This is a genomic window from Bacillus sp. FSL K6-6038 (assembly GCF_038050455.1).
Classification (GTDB): domain Bacteria; phylum Bacillota; class Bacilli; order Bacillales; family Bacillaceae_G; genus Bacillus_A; species Bacillus_A pseudomycoides.
The window spans coordinates 4,071,881-4,093,693 of record NZ_JBBOUH010000001.1; the positions used below are offsets into that span (position 1 = coordinate 4,071,881).

The 21,813-nt window shown below is 35.7% G+C and carries 29 protein-coding genes and 3 pseudogenes; 13 read left to right on the top strand and 19 right to left on the bottom strand.

Annotated elements, in window-relative coordinates:
• Positions 1–62: 62 nt before the first annotated feature.
• Together mntR and NSQ40_RS21430 are read right to left on the bottom strand one after the other, a co-directional pair.
• A complete protein-coding gene (mntR, locus tag NSQ40_RS21425; protein ID WP_016116280.1) occupies positions 63–491 on the bottom strand; it encodes a transcriptional regulator MntR in 429 nt (142 codons plus the stop codon).
• A 145-nt stretch (positions 492–636) separates the two neighbouring features.
• Positions 637–1,050 (bottom strand): annotated as a pseudogene (locus tag NSQ40_RS21430) (spore photoproduct lyase family protein); the annotation flags it as partial.
• Positions 1,051–1,233: 183 nt separating this feature from the next.
• Between NSQ40_RS21430 and NSQ40_RS21435 the strand changes: the two are divergent.
• The 4 genes from NSQ40_RS21435 (at position 1,234) to NSQ40_RS21450 (ending at position 3,954) form a co-directional block, all read left to right on the top strand.
• Positions 1,234–1,551: a PadR family transcriptional regulator gene (locus NSQ40_RS21435; RefSeq protein ID WP_016132003.1), complete on the top strand. Its 318-nt coding sequence runs from the start codon at positions 1,234–1,236 to the stop codon at positions 1,549–1,551.
• A 5-nt stretch (positions 1,552–1,556) separates the two neighbouring features.
• Positions 1,557–2,228, top strand: a complete 672-nt coding sequence (locus NSQ40_RS21440; protein WP_003208478.1) for a DUF1129 family protein — start codon at positions 1,557–1,559, stop codon at positions 2,226–2,228.
• 20 nt (positions 2,229–2,248) lie between these two features.
• Complete coding sequence (locus NSQ40_RS21445) at positions 2,249–2,908, top strand: hypothetical protein (protein ID WP_003200307.1); 660 nt, start codon at positions 2,249–2,251, stop codon at positions 2,906–2,908.
• Between the two features lie 200 nt (positions 2,909–3,108).
• A complete protein-coding gene (locus NSQ40_RS21450; RefSeq protein WP_033796413.1) occupies positions 3,109–3,954 on the top strand; it encodes a hypothetical protein in 846 nt (281 codons plus the stop codon).
• Between the two features lie 28 nt (positions 3,955–3,982).
• Here NSQ40_RS21450 and NSQ40_RS21455 read toward each other — a convergent pair whose 3' ends face one another.
• A complete protein-coding gene (locus tag NSQ40_RS21455) occupies positions 3,983–4,819 on the bottom strand; it encodes a lipoate--protein ligase family protein (RefSeq protein WP_003200303.1) in 837 nt (278 codons plus the stop codon).
• 170 nt (positions 4,820–4,989) lie between these two features.
• Between NSQ40_RS21455 and NSQ40_RS21460 the strand changes: the two genes are divergently transcribed.
• The gene (locus NSQ40_RS21460; RefSeq protein ID WP_258248292.1) at positions 4,990–5,373 is read left to right on the top strand and encodes a rhodanese-like domain-containing protein; all 384 of its coding nucleotides are present in this window, start codon (positions 4,990–4,992) and stop codon (positions 5,371–5,373) included.
• A 29-nt stretch (positions 5,374–5,402) separates the two neighbouring features.
• On the opposite strand, the gene NSQ40_RS21465 is transcribed toward NSQ40_RS21460, so the two are convergent.
• A complete protein-coding gene (locus NSQ40_RS21465) occupies positions 5,403–5,948 on the bottom strand; it encodes a hypothetical protein (protein ID WP_033797070.1) in 546 nt (181 codons plus the stop codon).
• A gap of 330 nt (positions 5,949–6,278) precedes the next feature.
• On the opposite strand from NSQ40_RS21465, the gene NSQ40_RS21470 reads away from it, so the two are divergent.
• The 5 genes from NSQ40_RS21470 to NSQ40_RS21490 all read left to right on the top strand — a co-directional run bounded on the left by NSQ40_RS21470 (position 6,279) and on the right by NSQ40_RS21490 (position 8,925).
• A complete protein-coding gene (locus NSQ40_RS21470; protein WP_097786616.1) occupies positions 6,279–7,256 on the top strand; it encodes a LacI family DNA-binding transcriptional regulator in 978 nt (325 codons plus the stop codon).
• A 95-nt stretch (positions 7,257–7,351) separates the two neighbouring features.
• Positions 7,352–7,933 carry a TetR/AcrR family transcriptional regulator gene (locus NSQ40_RS21475; RefSeq protein WP_003200296.1) on the top strand — a complete coding sequence of 194 codons (582 nt, stop codon included), beginning with the start codon at positions 7,352–7,354 and terminating at the stop codon, positions 7,931–7,933.
• Between the two features lie 70 nt (positions 7,934–8,003).
• A complete protein-coding gene (locus tag NSQ40_RS21480; RefSeq protein WP_003200294.1) occupies positions 8,004–8,336 on the top strand; it encodes a DMT family transporter in 333 nt (110 codons plus the stop codon).
• Position 8,337: 1 nt separating this feature from the next.
• Positions 8,338–8,652, top strand: coding sequence for a DMT family transporter (locus NSQ40_RS21485; RefSeq protein WP_003200292.1), 315 nt, complete (start codon positions 8,338–8,340; stop codon positions 8,650–8,652).
• Between the two features lie 15 nt (positions 8,653–8,667).
• Positions 8,668–8,925 carry a DUF3975 family protein gene (locus tag NSQ40_RS21490; protein WP_003200291.1) on the top strand — a complete coding sequence of 86 codons (258 nt, stop codon included), beginning with the start codon at positions 8,668–8,670 and terminating at the stop codon, positions 8,923–8,925.
• 15 nt (positions 8,926–8,940) lie between these two features.
• On the opposite strand, the gene NSQ40_RS21495 is transcribed toward NSQ40_RS21490, so the two are convergent.
• The 9 genes and pseudogenes from NSQ40_RS21495 to gcvT form a co-directional block, all read right to left on the bottom strand.
• Positions 8,941–9,150, bottom strand: coding sequence for a hypothetical protein (locus NSQ40_RS21495; RefSeq protein WP_016132008.1), 210 nt, complete (start codon positions 9,148–9,150; stop codon positions 8,941–8,943).
• Positions 9,151–9,414: 264 nt separating this feature from the next.
• Positions 9,415–9,747 carry a hypothetical protein gene (locus tag NSQ40_RS21500; protein ID WP_224796029.1) on the bottom strand — a complete coding sequence of 111 codons (333 nt, stop codon included), beginning with the start codon at positions 9,745–9,747 and terminating at the stop codon, positions 9,415–9,417.
• Between the two features lie 4 nt (positions 9,748–9,751).
• Positions 9,752–10,339 (bottom strand): annotated as a pseudogene (locus NSQ40_RS21505) (ABC transporter ATP-binding protein); the annotation flags it as partial.
• A 5-nt stretch (positions 10,340–10,344) separates the two neighbouring features.
• Positions 10,345–10,718, bottom strand: a pseudogene (locus NSQ40_RS21510) (GntR family transcriptional regulator).
• An 87-nt stretch (positions 10,719–10,805) separates the two neighbouring features.
• Entirely contained in the window at positions 10,806–10,997 is a 192-nt protein-coding gene (locus NSQ40_RS21515) for a hypothetical protein (RefSeq protein ID WP_016116299.1), read from the bottom strand.
• A gap of 70 nt (positions 10,998–11,067) precedes the next feature.
• The gene (locus NSQ40_RS21520; protein WP_026008568.1) at positions 11,068–11,292 is read right to left on the bottom strand and encodes a DUF3929 family protein; all 225 of its coding nucleotides are present in this window, start codon (positions 11,290–11,292) and stop codon (positions 11,068–11,070) included.
• Positions 11,293–11,558: 266 nt separating this feature from the next.
• The gene (gcvPB, locus tag NSQ40_RS21525) at positions 11,559–13,034 is read right to left on the bottom strand and encodes an aminomethyl-transferring glycine dehydrogenase subunit 2 (RefSeq protein ID WP_018765808.1); all 1,476 of its coding nucleotides are present in this window, start codon (positions 13,032–13,034) and stop codon (positions 11,559–11,561) included.
• The gene (gene gcvPA / locus NSQ40_RS21530) at positions 13,031–14,374 is read right to left on the bottom strand and encodes an aminomethyl-transferring glycine dehydrogenase subunit 1 (RefSeq protein WP_003200275.1); all 1,344 of its coding nucleotides are present in this window, start codon (positions 14,372–14,374) and stop codon (positions 13,031–13,033) included. The genes gcvPB and gcvPA overlap by 4 nt, the downstream gene beginning before the upstream one ends.
• Before the next feature lie 20 nt (positions 14,375–14,394).
• The gene (gene gcvT / locus NSQ40_RS21535; RefSeq protein ID WP_003200273.1) at positions 14,395–15,495 is read right to left on the bottom strand and encodes a glycine cleavage system aminomethyltransferase GcvT; all 1,101 of its coding nucleotides are present in this window, start codon (positions 15,493–15,495) and stop codon (positions 14,395–14,397) included.
• A 350-nt stretch (positions 15,496–15,845) separates the two neighbouring features.
• On the opposite strand from gcvT, the gene NSQ40_RS21540 reads away from it, so the two are divergent.
• Both NSQ40_RS21540 and NSQ40_RS21545 read left to right on the top strand, forming a co-directional pair.
• Positions 15,846–17,528 (top strand): DEAD/DEAH box helicase, encoded by a 1,683-nt coding sequence (locus NSQ40_RS21540; RefSeq protein WP_003200271.1) that lies wholly within the window; start codon positions 15,846–15,848, stop codon positions 17,526–17,528.
• A complete protein-coding gene (locus tag NSQ40_RS21545; protein WP_033797220.1) occupies positions 17,515–18,309 on the top strand; it encodes a YqhG family protein in 795 nt (264 codons plus the stop codon). Before NSQ40_RS21540 ends, NSQ40_RS21545 begins: the two co-directional genes overlap by 14 nt.
• A gap of 32 nt (positions 18,310–18,341) precedes the next feature.
• Here the strand turns inward: NSQ40_RS21545 and NSQ40_RS21550 are convergent, their stop codons facing one another.
• The 4 genes from NSQ40_RS21550 to NSQ40_RS21565 form a co-directional block, all read right to left on the bottom strand.
• Positions 18,342–18,488: a hypothetical protein gene (locus NSQ40_RS21550; protein WP_016116306.1), complete on the bottom strand. Its 147-nt coding sequence runs from the start codon at positions 18,486–18,488 to the stop codon at positions 18,342–18,344.
• Positions 18,489–18,580: 92 nt separating this feature from the next.
• Positions 18,581–18,808, bottom strand: a complete 228-nt coding sequence (locus tag NSQ40_RS21555; RefSeq protein WP_003200265.1) for a hypothetical protein — start codon at positions 18,806–18,808, stop codon at positions 18,581–18,583.
• A gap of 245 nt (positions 18,809–19,053) precedes the next feature.
• Complete coding sequence (locus NSQ40_RS21560) at positions 19,054–19,506, bottom strand: TlpA disulfide reductase family protein (protein ID WP_003200263.1); 453 nt, start codon at positions 19,504–19,506, stop codon at positions 19,054–19,056.
• Between the two features lie 28 nt (positions 19,507–19,534).
• Positions 19,535–20,077, bottom strand: a complete 543-nt coding sequence (locus NSQ40_RS21565) for a peroxiredoxin (RefSeq protein WP_016116309.1) — start codon at positions 20,075–20,077, stop codon at positions 19,535–19,537.
• A 197-nt stretch (positions 20,078–20,274) separates the two neighbouring features.
• Between NSQ40_RS21565 and NSQ40_RS21570 the strand changes: the two genes are divergently transcribed.
• On the top strand, positions 20,275–20,907 hold the full coding sequence (locus NSQ40_RS21570) for a VC0807 family protein (protein WP_003200259.1): 633 nt from the start codon (positions 20,275–20,277) through the stop codon (positions 20,905–20,907).
• A gap of 164 nt (positions 20,908–21,071) precedes the next feature.
• On the opposite strand, the gene NSQ40_RS21575 is transcribed toward NSQ40_RS21570, so the two are convergent.
• A complete protein-coding gene (locus NSQ40_RS21575; RefSeq protein ID WP_016116311.1) occupies positions 21,072–21,272 on the bottom strand; it encodes a YqzE family protein in 201 nt (66 codons plus the stop codon).
• 35 nt (positions 21,273–21,307) lie between these two features.
• Positions 21,308–21,805: a shikimate kinase gene (locus tag NSQ40_RS21580; RefSeq protein ID WP_003200427.1), complete on the bottom strand. Its 498-nt coding sequence runs from the start codon at positions 21,803–21,805 to the stop codon at positions 21,308–21,310.
• Positions 21,806–21,813 lie beyond the last annotated feature (8 nt).

Genomic DNA, 21,813 nt, shown 5'->3' on the forward strand with positions numbered 1-21,813 from the left:
CATTCAACTTAAATAAAGTAAATTCCTCTTCTAAACAAAAAAGGAAACGCCTCTCGTTCCCTTTACTTCCCCTGCTCTTCATTTGCTTTTTGAACACCGCGAAGTGTTTCAATTCGAAGTTCATCTTGCTCAAAATATTGTACTAAATCACCAATGCGGTCAATAGCTTCCCAACTTAAATGATGCTCAATTCCTTCTACATCATTATAAATCTTACTTTCATCCACACCGATGATACGCATAAATTGTTCTAGTAACTCATGACGATATACAAGACGCTCCCCGATTTTTTTCCCTTTTGATGTTAATACAAGCCCTCTATATTTTTCATAAATTAGATACTCATCTTTATCTAACTTTTGTACCATTTTCGTTACAGAGGATGGATGTACACTAAGCGCTTCAGCAATATCAGATACGCGGGCATATCCCTTTTCATCAATTAACAAATAAATTTGTTCAATATAATCTTCCATACTAGGGGTAGGCATCGGCTTCCTCCATCCAATTTTATTTTGTGTTTTCCGCACTAAGCAATCAATAAAATGATACACCAGAAAGGTTATCATGACAAGGGTGGAAACAGACCAAAAGCTATGAAACATAAAAAGAATCTGCATGTATATACAGATTCTTTTATGTGAAATATTGAATTTCAGCATTCGGAAAATATTCGTAACTATATCTTCTTATCGTTTCCTCTAACCTCACTGTATCATCTTTCTGATATACATATTTTCCGATGCCATATCGTCCCCATTTATATTTTCGTTTCTCCTCATCCATTTCGAGTTTCGTATTGGGATAACGTTGTTGTATTACCTTTTTCGCTGGCTTAGTAAAGCGATGTTGAATCAATTCGAATGATAAATTTAGTAGGGTTAAATCTTTTAACGCATCAAAAAGTCGTCCAAATAATTCACGATACCCGTCTTCCCAACCTTCATGCATATAAATTGGAGCAACAATAAAACCAAGTGGGAAATTTGCTCCCGCTACTTTACGGGCTGCTTCAATTCGATCCTCAAATGGTGTGGTACCCGGTTCAAAATAAACAAGCTTTGGCATAAATGGCTTCATATGATCCCCTCCCTCATTTTAGTATGAGCAAACGCACGCTGACAGCGCTGTTTAAAATTTTCCACTTTAGTAACTTGTGTTGCAAGTTACCGAATGTTATAATTCAGATAACAACTACCTTGCACAACAAGTTACTTGAAGGCGGTGACGCAATTGCATAGTCAAATGTTAAAAGGTGTGCTCGAAGGATGTATTTTATATATCATTTCGCAAGAAGAAGTGTATGGATATGAACTGAGTACGAAATTAAACCAACATGGCTTTACATTCGTAAGTGAAGGTAGTATCTATCCTCTTTTGCTACGAATGCAAAAAGAAAAACTCATTGCTGGTACATTAAAAGCTTCTAGCCTTGGGCCAAAGCGAAAATATTATCATGTAACCGATAAAGGGTTCGAACAGCTAGAAGAGTTTAAGAAGAGCTGGGGGATGGTTTCGACAACGGTAAATAATTTATTGCAGGGAGAGTGAGATTGATGAAAGCGAAAGATTTAATTGAGCTGAATAATAAAAAACGCAAATTATTGGCGGAGGAAAATGAAGCGGCTTACGGGGATATGCTCGTTTACATTCGATTAGCTAATATCCCAGAACAGCAAGTAGAAGAACTGCTATTAGAGATTTTAGATCACTTGCTTGATGCACAAGAAGAAAAGAAAAATGCTTATGATATTTTCGGAACTGACTTACAAGCTTACTGTGATGAAATAATCACTGCACTTCCAAAACAAAATATATGGCAGAAAATAGCCACACCAGCCTTTATGAGTAGTTATTTACTCGCTATATTTTTCGCTATTAATTCTCTTGTCGCTTTTATTTTACCCTTTTTCTCTGATAACAAACGCTTTCAATTTGTACAGATAAATTTTATATATGTATTTGTAATCATTATCGCTATACACCTTGCTATCCGTTTTGTATTTGACTTTATCAAAGGGGATTTATTCAATAACCATATGGGTAATTGGAAGCGCATAACGAGATTCATTTACCAACAAAGTCCATGGTTTATACTCATTGTCATTTCTTTATTTTTTATAGACCGTCCATTTATAAAGTATCAACTTTCTCCTTGGATTGGATCATTACTTGCCATCACTTTTTATTTTTTTTATAAAATTTTTTATAGACGCGTAAACTTTTAATTATACAGGGAGTGAGAGGATTGAAGGCAAAAGACATGGTTGAACTTAACAATAAAAAACGCAAACTTCTAACCCCCGAAAATGAAGCTATCTATGGAGATATGCTCATATATTTGCGGTTTACTAGTATTCCACAGGAGCAAATGGAGGAGCTATTATTAGAAATACTAGATCACCTTTTAGAAGCTCAAAAAAATAGTAAAAATGCCTATGATATTTTTGGAGAGGATTTAAAAGCATATTGCGATGAATTAATTAATTCCTCTGAGCACCAAACTACTTTCGAAAAAGGTGCAGTTATTGGCTTTGCAGTTAGTTTATTGTTAGCTATCCAATTTGGATATGATACATTTACGCATGTATTTTTTAATCATGCAAATAAACCAGGGATTCCATTTAGTATCCTAGGAATAATATTGTCAGCTATTATTTTAACCACTGGTACTTTTTTAACTTTTTCCGTATTAAGACGATATTCTTTCACAATGTTAGCGTCTTGGAAGCAAAAAATTATGCTCATATTATCAGCTTGTATACCATTTGGATTATCAGTGTTTTCAGATATTTATTTTAAAACAAAACCTTATTTATCCTATAACTTAACAGTTTGGCAAGGTGCTCTTATTACAATTTCCTTTTACATTTTATACAAAATTTTATATAAAACCTCTAGATTTTAACAGCCTTCAAAAAGGCTGTTTTTCTTCTGTCTAATTTTACAAATTGAAAAATTTCATAAAGAAAAAAAGAAAAATGCAAAATAATTAAAGTTAATTGTTGACGTGATGCTTTTATTATCGGTATCATATTTCTTCGTGAGCAATTATTTTTCGTTATACGATTTTTTTATTATTAATGAATTTTTGAGAGGGGAAATTTGATGTCACTTAAGAAAAAAACGCAAGTACGCACCGGCAAAATGGTACGTGAACTAATGTTAGCAGACGAAGATGTAAATGCTTCGCTAATTATGGTATATAGTGAAAACGGTGTAAATGCAGAAATTAAAATCGAGGGCTTAACGCCAAAATGTAACGAAGAATTATTTTTGAGCGGGAACGTAGATTGGAACAAAAGTGTGATTTATAAAATTGTCGATTTCACTGGAAACGCTGAAGTTGGTAAAGTTACATTAACCGCAATGAACAAAAACAATGTTTCCCTAGAAATCGAACGCGTTATGTGGAGCAAAGAGAATAAAGAAGCAGCTGAACAGGAAGTGGCACCTGTAGAAACTGCTCCCAAAGAAGAAGTAGTGGTAGAAAAAGTACCTAAAGTAGTCACAGCTGCTCCAAAGCCTGTTACACGTGCTGAAGAACCCGTTGTAATCCCTAAACCTACTCCAGCACCAGCGCCAAAGCCAGTACGTTCAGAGACAGTTGTAGCGGCACCTACTTCAGCACCTGTAAAGAAAGAAGTACCCACTCCGGTTGCAAAGCAAGAAACGGTTTCGGCTATGCCTACAAAACCAAAACAAGCGGCTCCAGCCAAAGCGAATTCAAAACTACAAGAAAATTATGTGAAGCTTGTGAAGAAAACAATTGAAGTATGTCAAGATTATGAGCTTGGCATCGATATAGATGATTCCATTGAAAACTTAAAAGAAGAATTACAAAGCCAAGGAATTAGCGTTACTTTTGATAAAGAGATTATGGATGTTGTAAATCGTCTTCGTTCTTTACAAGACAAAGGAATCAAAGTAGAAAAAGTACTGAATTTACTATAAAAATAAGGAGAGGGCAAATGCCCTCTCCTTATTTTTTATAATTCCACTCATCACTTTCGTACTTTTCTTTTGCCAATGTTTGCACTTCCTTAAGCTGTTCTTCCGTTAGTTCATACGGAACTAGCTCCACATCTAAGCCTTTTTCAAATCCAACTTGGAAGGCTTCAATCAACTGTTCGATTGTAAACGTTCGATCTGTTAATTCATTGATTGCAACGGCCTTAGAAGAAAACATGCTCTTCATACGCTCTTTCACTCGCTCATTTGGGAATAAGAATAAATCATACAGCTCATCTAAATCGATTTCTAGCGGAATAGATCCATGCTGCAGGATAACACCTTTTTGTCGTGTCTGTGCACTTCCAGCAATCTTTCGGCCTTCTACAACAATTTCATACCAAGATGGAGCATCGAAACATACGCCTGAGCGTGGATTTTTTAAATTCTCACGGTCTGCTTCCGTTTTTGGAACCGCATAGTAAGCTTCTAATCCTAACGCCTTAAACCCGTCTAATAACCCTTGCGAAATTACTCGGTATGCTTCCGTAACTGTTTTCGGCATATTCGGATGATCCTCAGAAACGATAACACTGTACGTTAATTCCTTATCATGCAATACACCTCTACCACCTGTTTGACGGCGAACAAAACCATATTTCTTTTCATTTACTACATCCATATTGATATCTTTTTCTACACGTTGAAAATACCCTACTGTTAATGTTGGCACTTCCCATTCATAAAAACGAATCGTCGGCGGCATTTTCTTTTCACTTTGCCAATTTAATAAACATTCATCTAACGCCATATTAAATGCTGGTGAACATTGACCAGAGTTAATATAACACCATTTTTCTTTTCCCATCCTGCACCTCATATAACCAATTATTTTTCACAATCTCTAGTCTAACAAATTCGACAAAATTTGTGAAAGAATACGAAATTTCTCCTCCTCACCGAACGAACCTGTTGCATAAATACATATGGGCATTATAATATTGAAAGTAGGATAAGAAAAAAGGGAGCGATAGAATCGTGTCAACAAACTTGATTATTATACTAGCCGTAATCGTAGGAATCATCGGCTACTCTGTATGGATGTTTTTCAATCAGAAAAAATTAATTAAAACACTTTCAGAAGAAGAATTTCGCGCTGGCTACCGTAAGGCACAGCTTATCGATATTCGTGAAGCAGATGAATTTAACGCGGGGCATATTTTAGGTGCTCGTAACATTCCATTATCACAAATCCGTATGCGTTACAAAGAGCTACGTAAAGACCAACCTGTCTATTTATACTGCCAAAGCGGATTCCGTACAGGACGTGCAGCTCAATATCTAAAAAAACAAGGTTACAAAGATTTCTACCAACTACAAGGTGGATTTAAATCTTGGACAGGCAAAATTAAAAAGAAATAATATTTTAAAGAACTAGCATGATTCATCCGCTAGTTCTTTTCTTCCATGTTGTTCGCAATATATAGTAAGTTCTTTTTTACTACTTCTCCATCTTGTACTTCTGTATTTCGATACAACAACTGATATTCCAGCCCTTTCTCTTTCCATATAAGCGTTGCAAATTCTTCCCCCTGTTCAAATTCATCCCTATTTTTAAAATAAGCAGTTGCCCCATTATTCAACTTCACTTGTTCCTGAAATCGATTTTGTTCCACAATATACGGAAAACTATAAGAAAAGTTTGCAACTGTTAATTCTACATAATCTTTTTTTTCTGTTTCCTTTTGCTTATATTTAATCGTTAAGACAGCGTTCTTCTTCCCAATTGCTCTTACTTCCCCTTTTATATCATTCGTAATGTTATACGGTAAAAACGTTGGAACTTTAACTGATTTTGGAAAATAATTAGAAACATCTTTTAATAAGATAGGACCAGATACGCGATCTGTAGCCCCTCCTGTGCTTTCCACAAAATTTTTCTCTTCATTTATCGTTTGTTGAAACGAACATGAGCTAAGTAACACACTAGAAAACACGAAACAAATGAGCACTTTTTTCAATTTGTTTCCGCCCTTTCATACCGCTCCCTTTACGAACAAAGCGTTAGTATGTTGTTCATATTCGCTTCGCTTGTTCATTCTCCCTTTGGAAACTTTCCTCGTTTATCTCACACATTTTGACACAGCATTTCTATTTAGACAAAAAAAGACTTTCTGCTACTCTTACGCCCAAAATAAAAAGGTTACGCGAATAACAGAAGGTCCTTTTATAACATAGATTGTGAAAAGCTTTTCAGGTCAAGCATTTTTCAGTATTTTTTCCATTCTTATCTATTTGCCTATATAATGAACGAAGAGGTGATACATATGGCGAATATAAAACAAATTGCGAAAACCGCTGGGGTATCTATAACGACGGTTTCACGCGTGCTAAATGACCATCCCTACGTCAGCGATGAAAAACGAAAACGCGTTTTAGATGCGGTTGAAGAACTAAATTATGCAAAAAATATAAATGCAATTCATTTAATAACAGGAAAAACATTGACGGTCGGTGTTATGCTTCCTTTTATTAATTTACCCTACTTTAGTACAATTATTGAAGGGATTGGAAATGAAGCATTAGCTGCTGGCTATCAGATTAACCTATGCCAAACGAACTATGATAGTAAAGAAGAAATTCGTGTTCTAGAGATGATGAAAATGAAACAATTTGATGGCATGATTATTTGCTCACGTGCAAGCTCGTGGGAACAAATTGAACCATTTGCAAAATTCGCTCCTATCATCTCATGTGAAAAGATGGAGCATCCCCTCGTTTCATCTGTTTATGTTAATCATTATGAAGGGTTTCGTATTGGTACAGAATATTTATTGCGTAAAGGTCATGAGAAGATTGGTTTTTGTTTAGCAAGGCAAAATAGCATAAATACAAAGCAGCGTGAAAAAGCCTTTTCCGATGCTCTTCATACTGCCCAAAAAAGAGTACAACCAGATTGGATGTTTTACCAATGTTACAATATGCAAGATGGTGCAAAAGTTCTGCACAGTATTTTAAACATGAAAGAGCGCCCAACTGCTATTTTTGCTGCTAATGATCAAGTGGCCGCTGGTTTAACAACTGAAGCAAGAAAACACGGCCTACGTATACCAGAAGATCTCGCCATTCTTGGCTTTGATAACCATGAAATTTCAAAAGCATTAGAGATTACAACAATTGAACATCCTGGTTTAACAATGGGTGCTCGAGCCTTTTCTTTATTTCATAAGCAAATACAGGCCGAACAAATTATAGGTAGCTCAGAGGAACTCTCTTTCCATTTAATTGAACGAAAAACTGTGTAAAGAGTGCCAATTCAGGTACTCTTTTTAAATCATTTGACTCATTGACTTTATGTTTATTCTCTTTTATAATGAACCTAACGAACGGTAGGTAGGGGATGAAAATGACAGCAAACCGCATTAAAACTGTAGCACTTTCTCATTTCGCACGCTATGGCTACGAAGGGACTTCGTTAGCAAATATTGCACAGGAAGTCGGGATTAAAAAACCATCGATTTACGCACACTTTAAGGGAAAAGAAGAATTATACTTCATCTGCTTAGAAGCTGCACTTCAAAAAGATTTACAATGCTTTACAGACGATATAAAAAAATTTTCAAAGTCATCTACTGAAGCATTACTTGTAAACTTGTTAAAAGGTTACGCAAAGCGATTTGGTGAAAGTGAAGAATCGATGTTTTGGTTACGCACTTCCTATTTTCCGCCTGATGCATTTCGCGAACAAATTATTGAAAAATCAAATGCTCACATTGAAAACATCAGAGAACTTTTATTTCCTGTATTCAAACGAGCAAATGAACAAGGTGAACTGCATAACCTTGAAATACAAGACGCTTTAGAGGCTTATTTATGCTTACTTGACGGTCTGATGGTTGAACTATTGTACGCAGGCTTAAATCGCTTTGAGACCCGTTTAAGTGCTTCTTGGAAAGTGTTTTGGCGAGGGCTTTCACAATGACGGATTGCAAATAGCAATGCGTCGTTTTTCAGCCCTTCACCTAACGACTGGTAGGAAGGAGAAATAATATATGGCATGGATTTATGTAATTTTAGCTGGCATCATTGAAATTTTTTGGGTGATTGGACTAAAGCACGCAACTACTCCACTTGAATGGGTTGGTGTTGCTCTTATAATCGCAATTAGTTTCGTCCTATTATTTAAAGCTTATAAGGATCTACCTGTTGGAACTGTATATGCAGTCTTTACAGGAATCGGAGCCGGTGGAATCGTTCTTACAGAAATCTTTATTTTCGGAGAACCATTTTCAATTGTAAAAATCTTATTTATTGGTTTAATCTTCTTTGGCGTTATTGGATTAAAACGAGTAACGGGTAAACAAGAAGAGAAGGAGGCTGCATAAAATGGCATGGGTATTTTTAATTATTGCTGGTATTTGTGAAATTGTTGGTGTACTGTTTATGAAAGTAGCCACTGAAAAGAAAGGCTGGGCACCTAAGCTTATTTTAATCGCTAACTTTGCCGTAAGCTTCTTCTTCTTATCACTTGCAATGAACTCATTACCAATGGGAACAGCTTATGCAATTTGGACTGGAATTGGAACTGCTGGAAGTGCGCTTCTAGGTATTCTTATCTTCCGTGAATCAGCTGATTGGCGTCGTCTTGCCTTTTTAAGCTGCATTTTATGCGGTGCAGTTGGCTTAAAATTAATGAGTTAACATGAGGTGAATTTCATGTGGAAAGAAAAAGGGAAACAAATTGTAACTGGAATTATAATTGGAATTGTGCTCCTACTACAAATGAGCTTTCATTTTATCGAATGGTTATTCCATAAAGGAATTTCTATTCTTACATTCCTTCCCAACATGGCACTTGAAGTTGTATCCATTGTTTGGTCAATTATCGCTTCCATCATGATTATTATCATTTGGAGTATCGCTAAACTTTGGAATAAAATAACCAAAAAAGACAGTTCTTCTGAAAAGAAGTAACTGTCTTTTTTATACTTAATGATTCGCGTTGCTTGGCAACCTAAAGAAATTGGATGCAATAAGACATAGTATTCCAAGAATAAAAACGCCAGTCCCAATACCCTTATTCGAGTTTTTAAATAAGTTAATATCCGAGTAAAAATTAAGCATCATAAGACCTAAAGAGAACAAAATCAATCCAATTCCAATTAATATTCTTCCTATTGGCGTCCGTTTTCTCATCATTACATCTCCCCCTAATTTCTTTAAAATCTAATAATATTTCCAATCCAACCGGACATAATATCAACAAGGAGCTGATTATATGCAAAATTCCATACATAAACATATCCTATTGTTATTTTTCTTATTTCTTTTCTTTGTTATATGTTTCAGCCTTATATTACATGCACCAAAAGAGATGCCGAGCACCGTTTCTGTTTATAAGTTACTCCTGTGTTATTTTCCCTATTGAAAAAGGTGTCTTGTGATGAGGCACCTTTTTCCCTGCTATATGTCCATTCGCTCATATAATTTCACACAAGCCAACATTAAGAAAACCAACATGCAAGTTGCCCCCATGCATAAGAACCCACTATGTAAATTCAATTGCTCTATATTTACTTTAAAGAAAACTTCTAAAATAAATATAGGTGCGATTAATAGAAAACAAGCTATCATAAACGTTTTCTGATAACCTAGCAGAAAGTAAATTGGTAAAATTAAACTAAAAACAATAAAACCGAGGCTCATACTAGTTACAACCGTTGTTTCTACAAAATCCACTGTCTCATTTCTTAACTGAATACCTACTGTAAAGTAAGCAATGATAACACTGGTCATTAAAATAATCAGCAATGCGCTCTAAGTCTGTTGTAATATGTGTCGAGAATAATACCGATACTTCTTCTTCCATCACAATTTCTTGCAATATATCAAGTAGTTCACTACGGACAACCGGATCTAAACCTGATGTTGGTTCATCCATAATGATGCGTTCTGCATGATGCGATAACGCCATCGCAATCGCAAATTTCATTTTCATCCCTTTTGATAACTGCTTAATCTTTTTGTTTTTCGGAACTTGTAATCTCTCCATATGCGATTGATATTGCGCTTCATCCCAGTTTTTATATAAAGGTGCAATAATCTTCTTCATTTGTTCACATGTTAACTCTTCGTAGTAATGATTTTCATCATACACAAATCCAATATATTGCTTAATGTCTTTTTCTGCTTTTGCATTATCCTTACCGAAGATCGTAATATCCCCACTATTTTTCTTTACTAAATTCATAATCATTTTAATGGTCGTACTTTTTCCTGCACCATTTGGCCCAACAAATCCCATAATATATCCACGCGGCAATGTAAAACTTATATTTTTCACTGAAAAATCTTTATAATTTTTACAAACGTTTTTTAACTCTAACATGTCACTTATTCCCCCTTATATAGAAACGTAATCATCTGTTGCAACTCTTCCAGTGAAAGCTGCAAAAATTTACTTTCCTGGACAATCTCTTCTGCTTTACTTTCTAGTAAACGCAATCGTTGTTCCTTTATAAGCTCATTATTTTGTACGGAGACATATGTTCCTTTCCCTGCAACCGTTTCAATGTACCTTTCCTTTTCAAGCTCCTCGTACGCACGTTTCGTCGTAATCACACTAATCTGCAGTTCTTTCGCTAAACTGCGGATAGACGGCAATTGATCTCCCCCTTAAGACCTCCATTTAAAATAAGCTGCCTCAATTGCTTACTAATCTGCTCATAAATAGGGTCTGGGGAAGAATTTGAAATAATAATATTCATGTTTTCCTCCACTGTGTATATACACAGTTCCCTATTTTTAGCAAGAAAAAAAGACCAACATTTTCCTGTTGGTCTCCCATATATGTATCACTTCTCAAAGCGATCTAACATTTCATCTCTCATCCCAAAACTAACAACCGCAATTCCTACATACATAAAAATAAGAAATGCTGGATGCACTGCGTTGTACCAGCTGCTATCAACAATTAAATATACCGTTAATGCTACAACAAGTACAAATGCCAAAATAAACATATAAAAGTGTCTTGTACTACCCATGATAAACTCCTCTCTTCTCACTTCACCATTCAACAGTATATTTTATCGAATAATTCGATATGACTCAAGGCTAACTTTCTTTTATGTAATCAAGTTCTACCTTTACAATGTCATCACAAGCTATTGAAATAATTGTTCCTTGTTTATCAATCGCTGTCACTTCTGCGTTATCCATTACACGATGTGCTACACGCTCTAACATTTTTCCATAATCTCGATAACAAAATTCCTTTATATCTTTAATTTTTTTACCGTTTTCTAAATGATACACCATCCTATAACACTTATAGCCCATTCCTTCACCCCAAATTGTTCGTTTTTTCACATATACGTAAAAATGAGTTATTCTCCTCATTACACCTTCTTAATTTCAATAAAATTCTAACAAAAATACACAATTTTATCAAACCGACTTTTTCAACAAAAAAGCTTAAAAAACAACTTTCTTCCACACTGTTACATAAAATACAAAAATTCTTTACATTATTTTCATAATTTCTGCACAATTTCTCCACAAAAAAAGAACCCGCATATAGCGAGTTCTTTTCATTTTACATTTACTCAAACTTGTACAGGAGCTGGCTTTTGATAACGTAAAATCGGTTTACGTGCAGCCATTGTTTCGTCTAGACGTTTAATTACCGTCGTATGTGGTGCTTCTTGTACAACTTCTGGATTTTCTTCTGCTTCTTTTGCGATTTGAATCATCTTATCGATGAAACCGTCTAATGTTTCTTTTGACTCTGTTTCTGTTGGTTCAATCATAATACATTCTTCCACATTTAATGGGAAGTAAATTGTTGGTGGATGGTAACCAAAATCAAGCAGACGTTTTGCGATGTCTAGTGTACGTACACCAAGTTTCTTTTGACGGCGACCTGATAATACAAATTCATGCTTACAATGTCTATCAAATGGAAGATCATAGAACGGCGCTAATCTTCTCATCATATAGTTTGCATTTAATACAGCATATTCTGTTACTGCACGTAGTCCATCTGGCCCCATAGAACGAATATACGTATAAGCACGAACGTTGATACCAAAGTTTCCATAGAATGGTTTCACACGTCCAATTGCTTGTGGACGATCGTAGTTAAAGTGATAACCATTTTCTGTTTTCTCTAAAATTGGTTTTGGTAAAAATGGAATTAAATCAGCTTTTACACCTACTGGACCAGAACCTGGGCCACCGCCGCCATGCGGACCTGTAAATGTTTTATGAAGATTTAAATGCACAACGTCAAATCCCATATCTCCAGGACGTGCTTGACTTAATACCGCATTTAAGTTTGCACCATCATAATACAATTTACCGCCTGCATTATGAACGATTTCTGCCATCTCTAAAATATTCTCTTCAAATAAACCAAGTGTATTTGGATTTGTTAACATAAGTGCTGCTGTTTCTTCGTTCACAACACGTTTTAAATCTTCTAAGTCAACAAGACCGTGTTCATTTGATTTTACTGTAATTGTTTCAAAACCTGCTACTGTTGCAGATGCTGGGTTTGTTCCGTGCGCAGAGTCAGGAACGATAACTTTTGTACGGTTATAATCACCGTTTGCTTCATGATATGCACGGATTAACATTAATCCTGTCCATTCCCCATGTGCACCAGCTGCTGGTTGAAGTGTTACAGTATCCATACCTGTAATTTCGATTAAATGTTCTTGTAAGTCGTACATTAATTCCATTGCACCTTGCACTGTTTTTTCATCTTGAAGCGGATGAATGTGTGCAAAGCCTGGGAAACGAGCCACGTTTTCGTTGATTTTTGGATTGTACTTCATCGTACAAGATCCTAATGGATAAAATCCAGAATCAACGCCGTGGTTACGGTTTGAAAGTGCTGTGTAATGGCGCATAATATCAAGTTCAGATACTTCTGGAAGCTCTGCATCTTCAGTACGGATATAATCGCTCTCAAACACGTCTTCTAATTTCACTTCTTCTACATCTAATTGGGGTAAGCTATATCCTACGCGTCCTTCTCTACTCATTTCAAAAATAAGTGCTTGATCTTGGTTCTTCATTGGATAGCCCCCATTTCGTTTACAAGTGTGTCAATTTCTTCTTTTGTACGAAGTTCTGTTACCGCTAGAAGCATATGATTTGTTAATTCTTTATAATCACGGCCTAAGTCGTAACCACCGATAATATTCTTTTGTACTAATGCATCATTTACTTCTTGTACTGGACGTTTGCAATCTACAACAAATTCATTGAAGAATGGTCCAGCAAATGTTACTGTAAATCCTTTTTCCTCAAATTGGCGTTTTGCATATTGCGCTTTAGAAATGTTTTGACGTGCCATTTCTTTCACACCTTGTCTTCCAAGTGCTGTCATTGCAACAGACGCTGCTAATGCATTTAACGCTTGGTTTGAACAAATGTTAGATGTCGCTTTGTCACGACGAATATGTTGTTCACGAGCTTGCAATGTTAATACGAAGCCACGTTTGCCGTCTGAATCCACAGTTTGTCCGACAAGACGTCCTGGGATTTTACGCATAAATGCTTTCGTTGTTGCAAAATAACCGCAGTGTGGTCCACCAAACTGTGTTGGGATACCAAATGGTTGTGCATCACCAATTACAATATCAGCACCAAATTTACCTGGTGGTGTTAAAGCGCCTAATGATAATGGGTTTGAAGAAACGATAAATAATGACTTTTGCTGATGAACAATTTTCTCAATATCAGCTAATCTTTCCACCTGTCCAAAGAAGTTTGGATATTGAACGATTACGCAAGCGACTGTATCATCTACTTCACTTTGTAATACATCTAAATCTGTTACACCATCTTTATGATCAATTTCAACAACTTCAAGATGTTGACCTTTTGCATATGTTTCAAGTACTGCTCTTGATTCTGGATGAACTGCTTTAGAAACAAGAATTTTCTTTTTGCGCGTATGACCAGCTGCTAACATTGCCGCTTCTGCTAACGCTGTACCTCCGTCATACATAGAGGAGTTTGCTACATCCATTCCAGTTAATTCACAAATCATTGTTTGGAATTCAAAAATCGCTTGTAATTCCCCTTGTGAAATTTCTGGTTGGTATGGCGTATAAGCTGTATAAAATTCTGAACGAGAAATAACATGATCAACAATTACTGGAGCGTGATGATCGTATACACCTGCTCCTAAGAAAGAAGCGTATTCTTTTAAGTTAGCATTTTTACGAGCCATATCAGACAGTTCTTTTAAAAGCTCTGGTTCTGACTTTGCTTGTTTAATCTTTAAATCCCCTTTGAAACGAACACTTTCTGGAATATCAGAAAATAATTCATCGATCGTTTGAACGCCGATCGTTTGTAACATTTCTTTTTTGTCTTCTTCTGTCATTGGAAGATAACGATGCAACATGAAATCTACCCCTCTCCCCGTTACTTTGAACGTTTGTAAAATGGTGTTGGAACGACTACTGCTTTAACGCGTTTATTACGAATCTCAATTTCTACTTCTGTATCAACTGCTGCGTATTTTACATCAACTAATGCTAAACCAATGCTTTTCTTTAACGTTGGAGATTGTGTACCACTTGTAACTTCCCCGATTTTTTCTTCCCCTACATATACAGGATAATGCGTACGAGGAATACCGCGTTCAATTACTTCGATGCCGACTAATTTACGAGGTGCACCGTTTTCTTTGTATTCTTTTAATGTTTCTTTTCCAAAGAAATCTGCCTCTTTATTTGTTTTTACTGCAAAACCAATTCCAGCTTCAATTGGTGTAATATCTTTTGATAGTTCTTGACCATAAAGTGGAAGTGTCGCTTCAAAACGAAGTGTGTCACGTGCTCCCAAACCACATGGTTTTAAGCCGTCTTCTGCTCCAGCTTCAAGAAGTTTCTCCCAAAGTTTTGGAGCATCTTCACTCTTGCAGTAAATTTCAAATCCGTCTTCACCTGTGTAACCTGTACGAGATACAAGTGCAGGAGTTCCATCTACAAGAACATCATTTTTAAATTTAAAGAACTTAATTTCTTTTAAATCTTCTGACACAACTTTTTGTAAAATGCCTTCTGCTTTTGGACCTTGAATTGCAAGTTGTGCAATTTCACTAGAAACATTGACTACTTTCGTATTGCCAATGACATGACTTGCTAACCACTCGTAATCTTTTTCGATATTCGATGCGTTGATTACTAATAAGTAGTCTTCTTCACCACGTTTGTAGATTAATAAATCATCTACTGTACCACCATTTTCGTAACACATTGCTGTATATTGTGCGCCTCCTACCTTTAAGGTAGAAACGTCATTTGTAACAACACGTTGTAAAAATGCCAAACTATCTGTACCTGTTACTTCTACTTCCCCCATGTGAGACACATCAAACAGGCCTGCAGCTGTACGAACAGCTTCATGTTCTTCTTTAATGCTTGAAAATTGAACTGGTAATTCCCAACCACCAAAGTCGATTGTTTTTCCACCATACTTCGCGTATACATCAAATAGCGGTGTACGTTGTAATGTAATCATGTTCTTTCCCCCTTATGCCGTCTATGACAAATCAATAAAAGTTGGCTTCCCGTATCTAAACATTTTTCATTCAGAAAAGATGGGATATACGGAATCTCAATGTATTTTTTTATGAAAGCATAAATAAAAAAGTACTTTCTTGGATAAAATACGAAAGATTCCACACATTTCACACCATTATCCTAACATTTTTCGATCTATTTCATCAATATTCTAGCATAAAAAATAATTTAGAATTTTTTATTCTTATACTTACAAAAACAACTTCACCTTAAAATGTTAGAAATTAGGATTTTTGGTGAGGGATGTAACAATAAGCGTTTTAGTTTACAGAAGGTGGGAGAGTTTCAATGAATGTCGATATTTCCGTAGATCGGACATGGCAAAATAATTTCTTAAAACGAATTGATGAAGATGGCCCTTGGACAAATTGGGAACTATATGATTTAGCCTATAAAACAGAAGAATCATTGCTTGTCCCTACATTTGATGGTTTGCAAGCCCCTAAACATTTATCCCATTTCACACCGCTTCCTCATCAATTAGAAGTAGCACAAACTGTTATTGAACAAATGAATGGAAAAGCGATACTGGCAGATGAAGTTGGACTTGGAAAAACCATTGAAGCAGGTCTTATTTTAAAAGAGTACATGGTGCGCGGTCTTGTAAAAAAAGTACTTATACTCGTTCCAGCCTCCCTCGTTTCACAGTGGGCATATGAACTGAACACAAAGTTTTTTATTCCTGCTGTTGCCCAGAGAAAAAGCTATTCGTGGGAACAAGCTGACGTTATCGTTTCATCCATTGATACAGCGAAGCGTTCACCGCATCGTGACATCGTTTTAAACTTGGAATACGATCTCATCATTATTGATGAGGCACACAAACTTAAAAATAATAAAACAAAAAACTATGAATTTGCACAACGTCTTAAAAAGAAGTTTTGTTTATTACTAACTGCAACACCTGTCCAAAACAAAATTGATGAAATCTTTAATCTCGTTTCCTTATTAAAACCAGGACATTTAGGCAATCAGTCTAACTTCGAAGAATATTATGCATCGAAAAATCGCTCAGCAGAGTCAGATGAAGATTTAAAAGCACTCATTAATAAAGTGATGGTAAGAAATCGGCGAAATGGTACAGGTATCGAATGGCCGAAAAGGCACGTTCGGACAATATTTGTTGATTTTAATGAGGAAGAGCAGGCTCTATACAATGCGATTGAAAATTGGAAAGGACAAGACGCTTTTACCTCTGCCTTTTCATCATTAACTTTGAAACGAGAAGTATGTAGCAGCCGTGAAGCAGTTTATTATTCACTCAAAAAGCATGTAGAAAAAAGACAAAAAGAAAATGAGAATTATATACCAGACCCATATATCGATGTTTTAATGGATAAAATCAATCATATTCCTTTTAATACAAAAGCAAACCAAGCACTGGAGCTTATAAAAGAAATTGATGATAAAGTCGTCATTTTTACAGAATATAGAGCCACGCAAATGTATTTACAATGGTTTTTAAAACAGCACGGTATTTCATCAGTCCCTTTTCGTGGTGGGTTTAAACGAGGGAAAAAAGATTGGATGAAAGAGCTCTTCCAAAATCATGCGCAAGTGTTAATTGCAACCGAAGCTGGCGGTGAAGGGATTAACTTACAATTTTGTAGCCATATGATTAACTATGATTTACCATGGAATCCAATGCGGCTTGAACAGCGAATTGGACGTATCCATAGGCTTGGCCAAAAAAATGATGTTCATATTTATAACTTAGCAACGAAACATACAGTTGAAGAACATATTTTGAAACTTCTATATGAAAAAATCAATTTATTTGAGCGAGTCATCGGTGAACTTGATGAGATTTTAACAAGAATTAATATGAAAAATATCGATGCACATATTCAAGAGATTTTCGCAGGATCAAAGAGCGAAGGAGAGATTCGAATTAAGATGGAAAATTTAACATCTATCATCGACTTTGCGAAGAGAAACGAAGCTGAGGTGCAAGGCTATGCAGCAACATGAAATTCATAATTACTTATGGAATTTTTTCCAAGCAAATGACTGTGAAATTTTGGGGCGTTCCCCGCATCTACTAGATGTACAATTAACAATTGAAATGGATAAACTATTGATGAATCGCCCTTTTTATTGGCACTACCTTGAGAAAACGGGTGGCATCCCAAATCCGATGCAACTTACTCTCATTACGGATCCAGAGAATGATGAAGAAGAAGGTGAGCTTATTCACTATGGCTCTCCTCGTCTGCATCAAATCTTCCAAACAACAAAAGAACTGGGATCCTACATACGTTTATTCGAAGAAGTAAATTCAAGTGGTACAACTCATATACCACTTCATCCATGGCTTGGCGTCAATGTAAAAGTATGTTATCAATGTGATCGAAAGAAAGATATGCTTCATTCCATCGGGATTCATCTTATTTCTGGAACAATGATTACAAATTTTCATGAAACACTAGCGAAAATTCGGCTCACGCCAAAAATACCAGATTTCAGTTTTACACTTACTCCCATTATTAAGCCGCAAAGTGGATTACAGCGGATAGAAGATGCATTAAAAAATCTCATTGCAGCAGATGATCATACATGGGCTGAAGAAGCACGTGTACGCTGGAATCATGATTTAGCGCTTCTAAATCGATTTTACGAAGAAAGCGAAGAACTTCCCGAAAGCTACGACATAGAAAAACAAGCATTACAAGAGCAATATGAACCGCGTATTACAATGCAAATTATAAATGGTGGGCTCTTTTATGTAACCGCTAACCATTTTTTTCCATAAGAAAAGCCCCTTCATATGAGAAGGAGCTTTTCTTATATTTTCCCATTATACTTTCGACCATCGTTATGTTCTTGTTGTTTCTTTTCTGTCATCCGCTTTTGATATTCTCTATCTTTTGCACTCACATGGTTTGCATCTGTTGGAAGATTTTTCTTCGAACGCCCTACACCATTACTCATCTTTTTCACTCCTTGCTCTTTTAAATTCCTCCTTATTTTCAGCTATAGAAGCATTCCTTATTCATTAAAATAAGAGAAGCTTTTCGCTCCTCCTATTCCTTCACATATTTCTGAAACATATCGTGTAAGCCTTGATTTACGAGATGAGAGATCTGTTCGTCAGATTTATGTGGATAACGATCACGCAACCTGATAGATGCTTTCACCATTAAATTTTCTAATACAGAACGGCCACCTGCTCCATAAATAATTTCAGCATATTCTACAAGCCTTCCGTCCTCTAATGTTGCTGGATTATGATTGAAGAAAAATTTACTCATTGTCTCCACCTCTCTTTTTTGATAACGTTTACATTTATATAGATTATTTATGTTATTTATTTCACAATATTGTATGCATGTATAGATGATTAGTTTCATTATAAAACAACATGACGATAGGAATAATGTATTTTTTCGTCAATTTTGTGAACAAATTTTTAAAAAATGAAAGCGTTTTAATTATTATATAATAAAAAAGATTACCACGCTAGGGGCAATCTTTTTTATTTCTACTAAACTATAACTTACGCTTCGTTTGCTTCGTTTAGTACACGCTCAAGACGTTTGCGAAGCATTGGCATACCGCTGCCGCCTGCTTGGAAATGACGAAGTTTTCCTTCTTTATCAAATACGTAGTAAGCAGGAACATATTTATTTTCAAATGCATCTGTGATCGCATGTTTACTATCAACTAAAATTGGTTGAATGATATCGTGGCTTTCTGCCATTTTTTCAATTACTGCTAAGTCTAAATCTTCTTCTGAGCGAGGCATATGAACTGCTACAACGTTTAAGCGATCATCATACTCATCACGTAATTCATTTACTTCTGGCATTGCTTCTTTACATAAGTAACAGCTTACAGACCAAAAGTGAATTAATGTTGGCTTATCTCCAATTAAATCTTCACGCGTTACTGCGTCGTTTAAAATTTCTGTTGCACCTTCTAATGATGGCATTTGTTCACGTAATTTCATTCTATCTATTCCTCCTACGACTTATAAATTATAGAGTTTCTTGTCCTGGTTTCCAATTTGCTGGGCAAAGGCCGCCTGTTTGCAATGCTTGTAATACACGTAATACTTCGTCTACTTCACGTCCAATATTGTTATGGTGTACAACTTGGTACATTAATTCGCCTTCTGGACTAATGATGAATAATCCACGTAGTGCGATTCCTTCATCTTCTAATAACACGCCGTATTCGCTTGATACAACATGGTTTGTATCAGCTGCTAATGGGTAACGTAAGTCGCCTAAACCATTCTTTGTACGATCTGTGTTAATCCATGCTAAATGTGTGTGTACTGTATCTGTAGAAACACCGATTACTTCCGCATCTAAATCTTCGAACTCATCGTAGCGATCAGATAGTGCAATGATTTCTGTTGGACAAACGAAGGTGAAGTCCATTGGATAGAAATATAATACTGTCCATTTATCATTTTTCATGTTTTCTTCTAAACTAACATTTTTAAATTCTTTATTTGGCATTACTGCACTCATTTCGAAACGTGGTGCTTGTTTCCCTACTAAACGTTTTGTCATATCTATATTCATCCTCCTGAAGCTAATTGAGATTAATTTCTAATTTGTAATGATTACAATTTGTATTATATACAAGTTATCAAATTAAAGTCAACACTAAATTAAAATAATTTTAATTTGATTACAATTATCAATTAATCTTGTACAATATTCAGAAATTGTATTGTAAAATATATCTATAACTAAGGAGGCACAAAATGAATCAAAATAAGAAAGCTATATTCGATATTGTATTTTATCTCGTCTTCCCTTTTCTCATTTGGAAATTTGCAAAAACGCATATTGATCCTTATTATGCAATGCTTATTTCCTCAGTACCGGGAATTCTTTATACACTGTACTGCTTTAAGAAAGAAAAGCAGTTCAACGTTACAGGGTTCTTTATTCTTATTACCCTTATTGCTAACACGACAGTAGACTTACTATCTGGTTCTGCTGAGAGAATGCTATGGAATGACGCATATTATCATATCGTACTCGGATGCATTGTCATCTGTACAATCTTTATTAAAAAACCACTCATGTTATATTTCGCAGCTGATATCGCAGCCTTGCAAGGACATGACCGAGATAAGAGCCGCACTCTTTACCGTGACAAACGCATATATCCAGCCTTGCAATATTTAACACTATTTTTTGGTCTCCAATTCATTTTAAAAAGCTTTTTAAAAATCTATTTCATTTCTGTTTTTGGTGTAGAAGGATATGGTGAAATGAGAGCAATCATGACCGCTGTTGGCTGGGGAATTTCCATATGTATTGGGATAGGATTTGTATGGGTTAATAATAAAATACACTCAGTAACTGAACAGAAAGAATCTACACAATAAGTTAAAAACTATCATAAGAAATAATAAAAATCCCCCTGTACAATATATGTACAGGGGGATTTTTATAGGTTTATCTGTCGAATCGATGACAAGTATACACTCATCGCAAAAATTGTACTATACCGCCCAGCATCATTACTAGCGGTAAATCATTCCAATTTTTATTAACTTGATTTTTTTCGTTTCTTCTTAACGTTTTGATAAAACAAAGCAGCGCTAAGCGGCATCATACCGAACCATCTATTTAAAAACGGCGCTTTTTCAGCACGGCGCTGCTCTTTCTTTTGCTTTCGATCCTCTTTTGGAGCATCCATATACGATACAAATTGTTGCGTCATAAAACGCACATAATCATTAGTAGACATATCATCACCTCTACTTGATTAGTATGTCCACTTTTTTACGCATTAATCTTACGCAGTAGCTCCCCCATAATCTCTTCCACACTTTTATTTGTCGTATCAATATATATATCCGCTTCTTCATAATATGCCCGGCGGTTCTCAAACTTCTCCACAAACGCCTCAATATTTTCTTTTTGAAATAATGGACGTGTCGTATCTTCACGAAGGCGCTCTGCAATAACATATGGATCACAATATAAATACACGACGGTTCCATTCTCTTTCATCCACTGACGATTCTCTGCGCGTTCCACGATGCCACCACCCGTTGTAATAATTACATTACTCGTTAATAACGAACGCAGCATTTCACTTTCATATTGACGAAATGCATTTTCCCCTTCTTCTGCAAAAATATCACGAATTTCCTTCCTTTGCTTCTCTTCAATTTTTTGATCTGTATCTACAACTGGAATATGGAGTTGCTCACTTAGCATCCTCCCAATTGTTGTTTTTCCGGCTCCCATAAAGCCTGTTATGTAAATGGATTTCATTTTGTTAC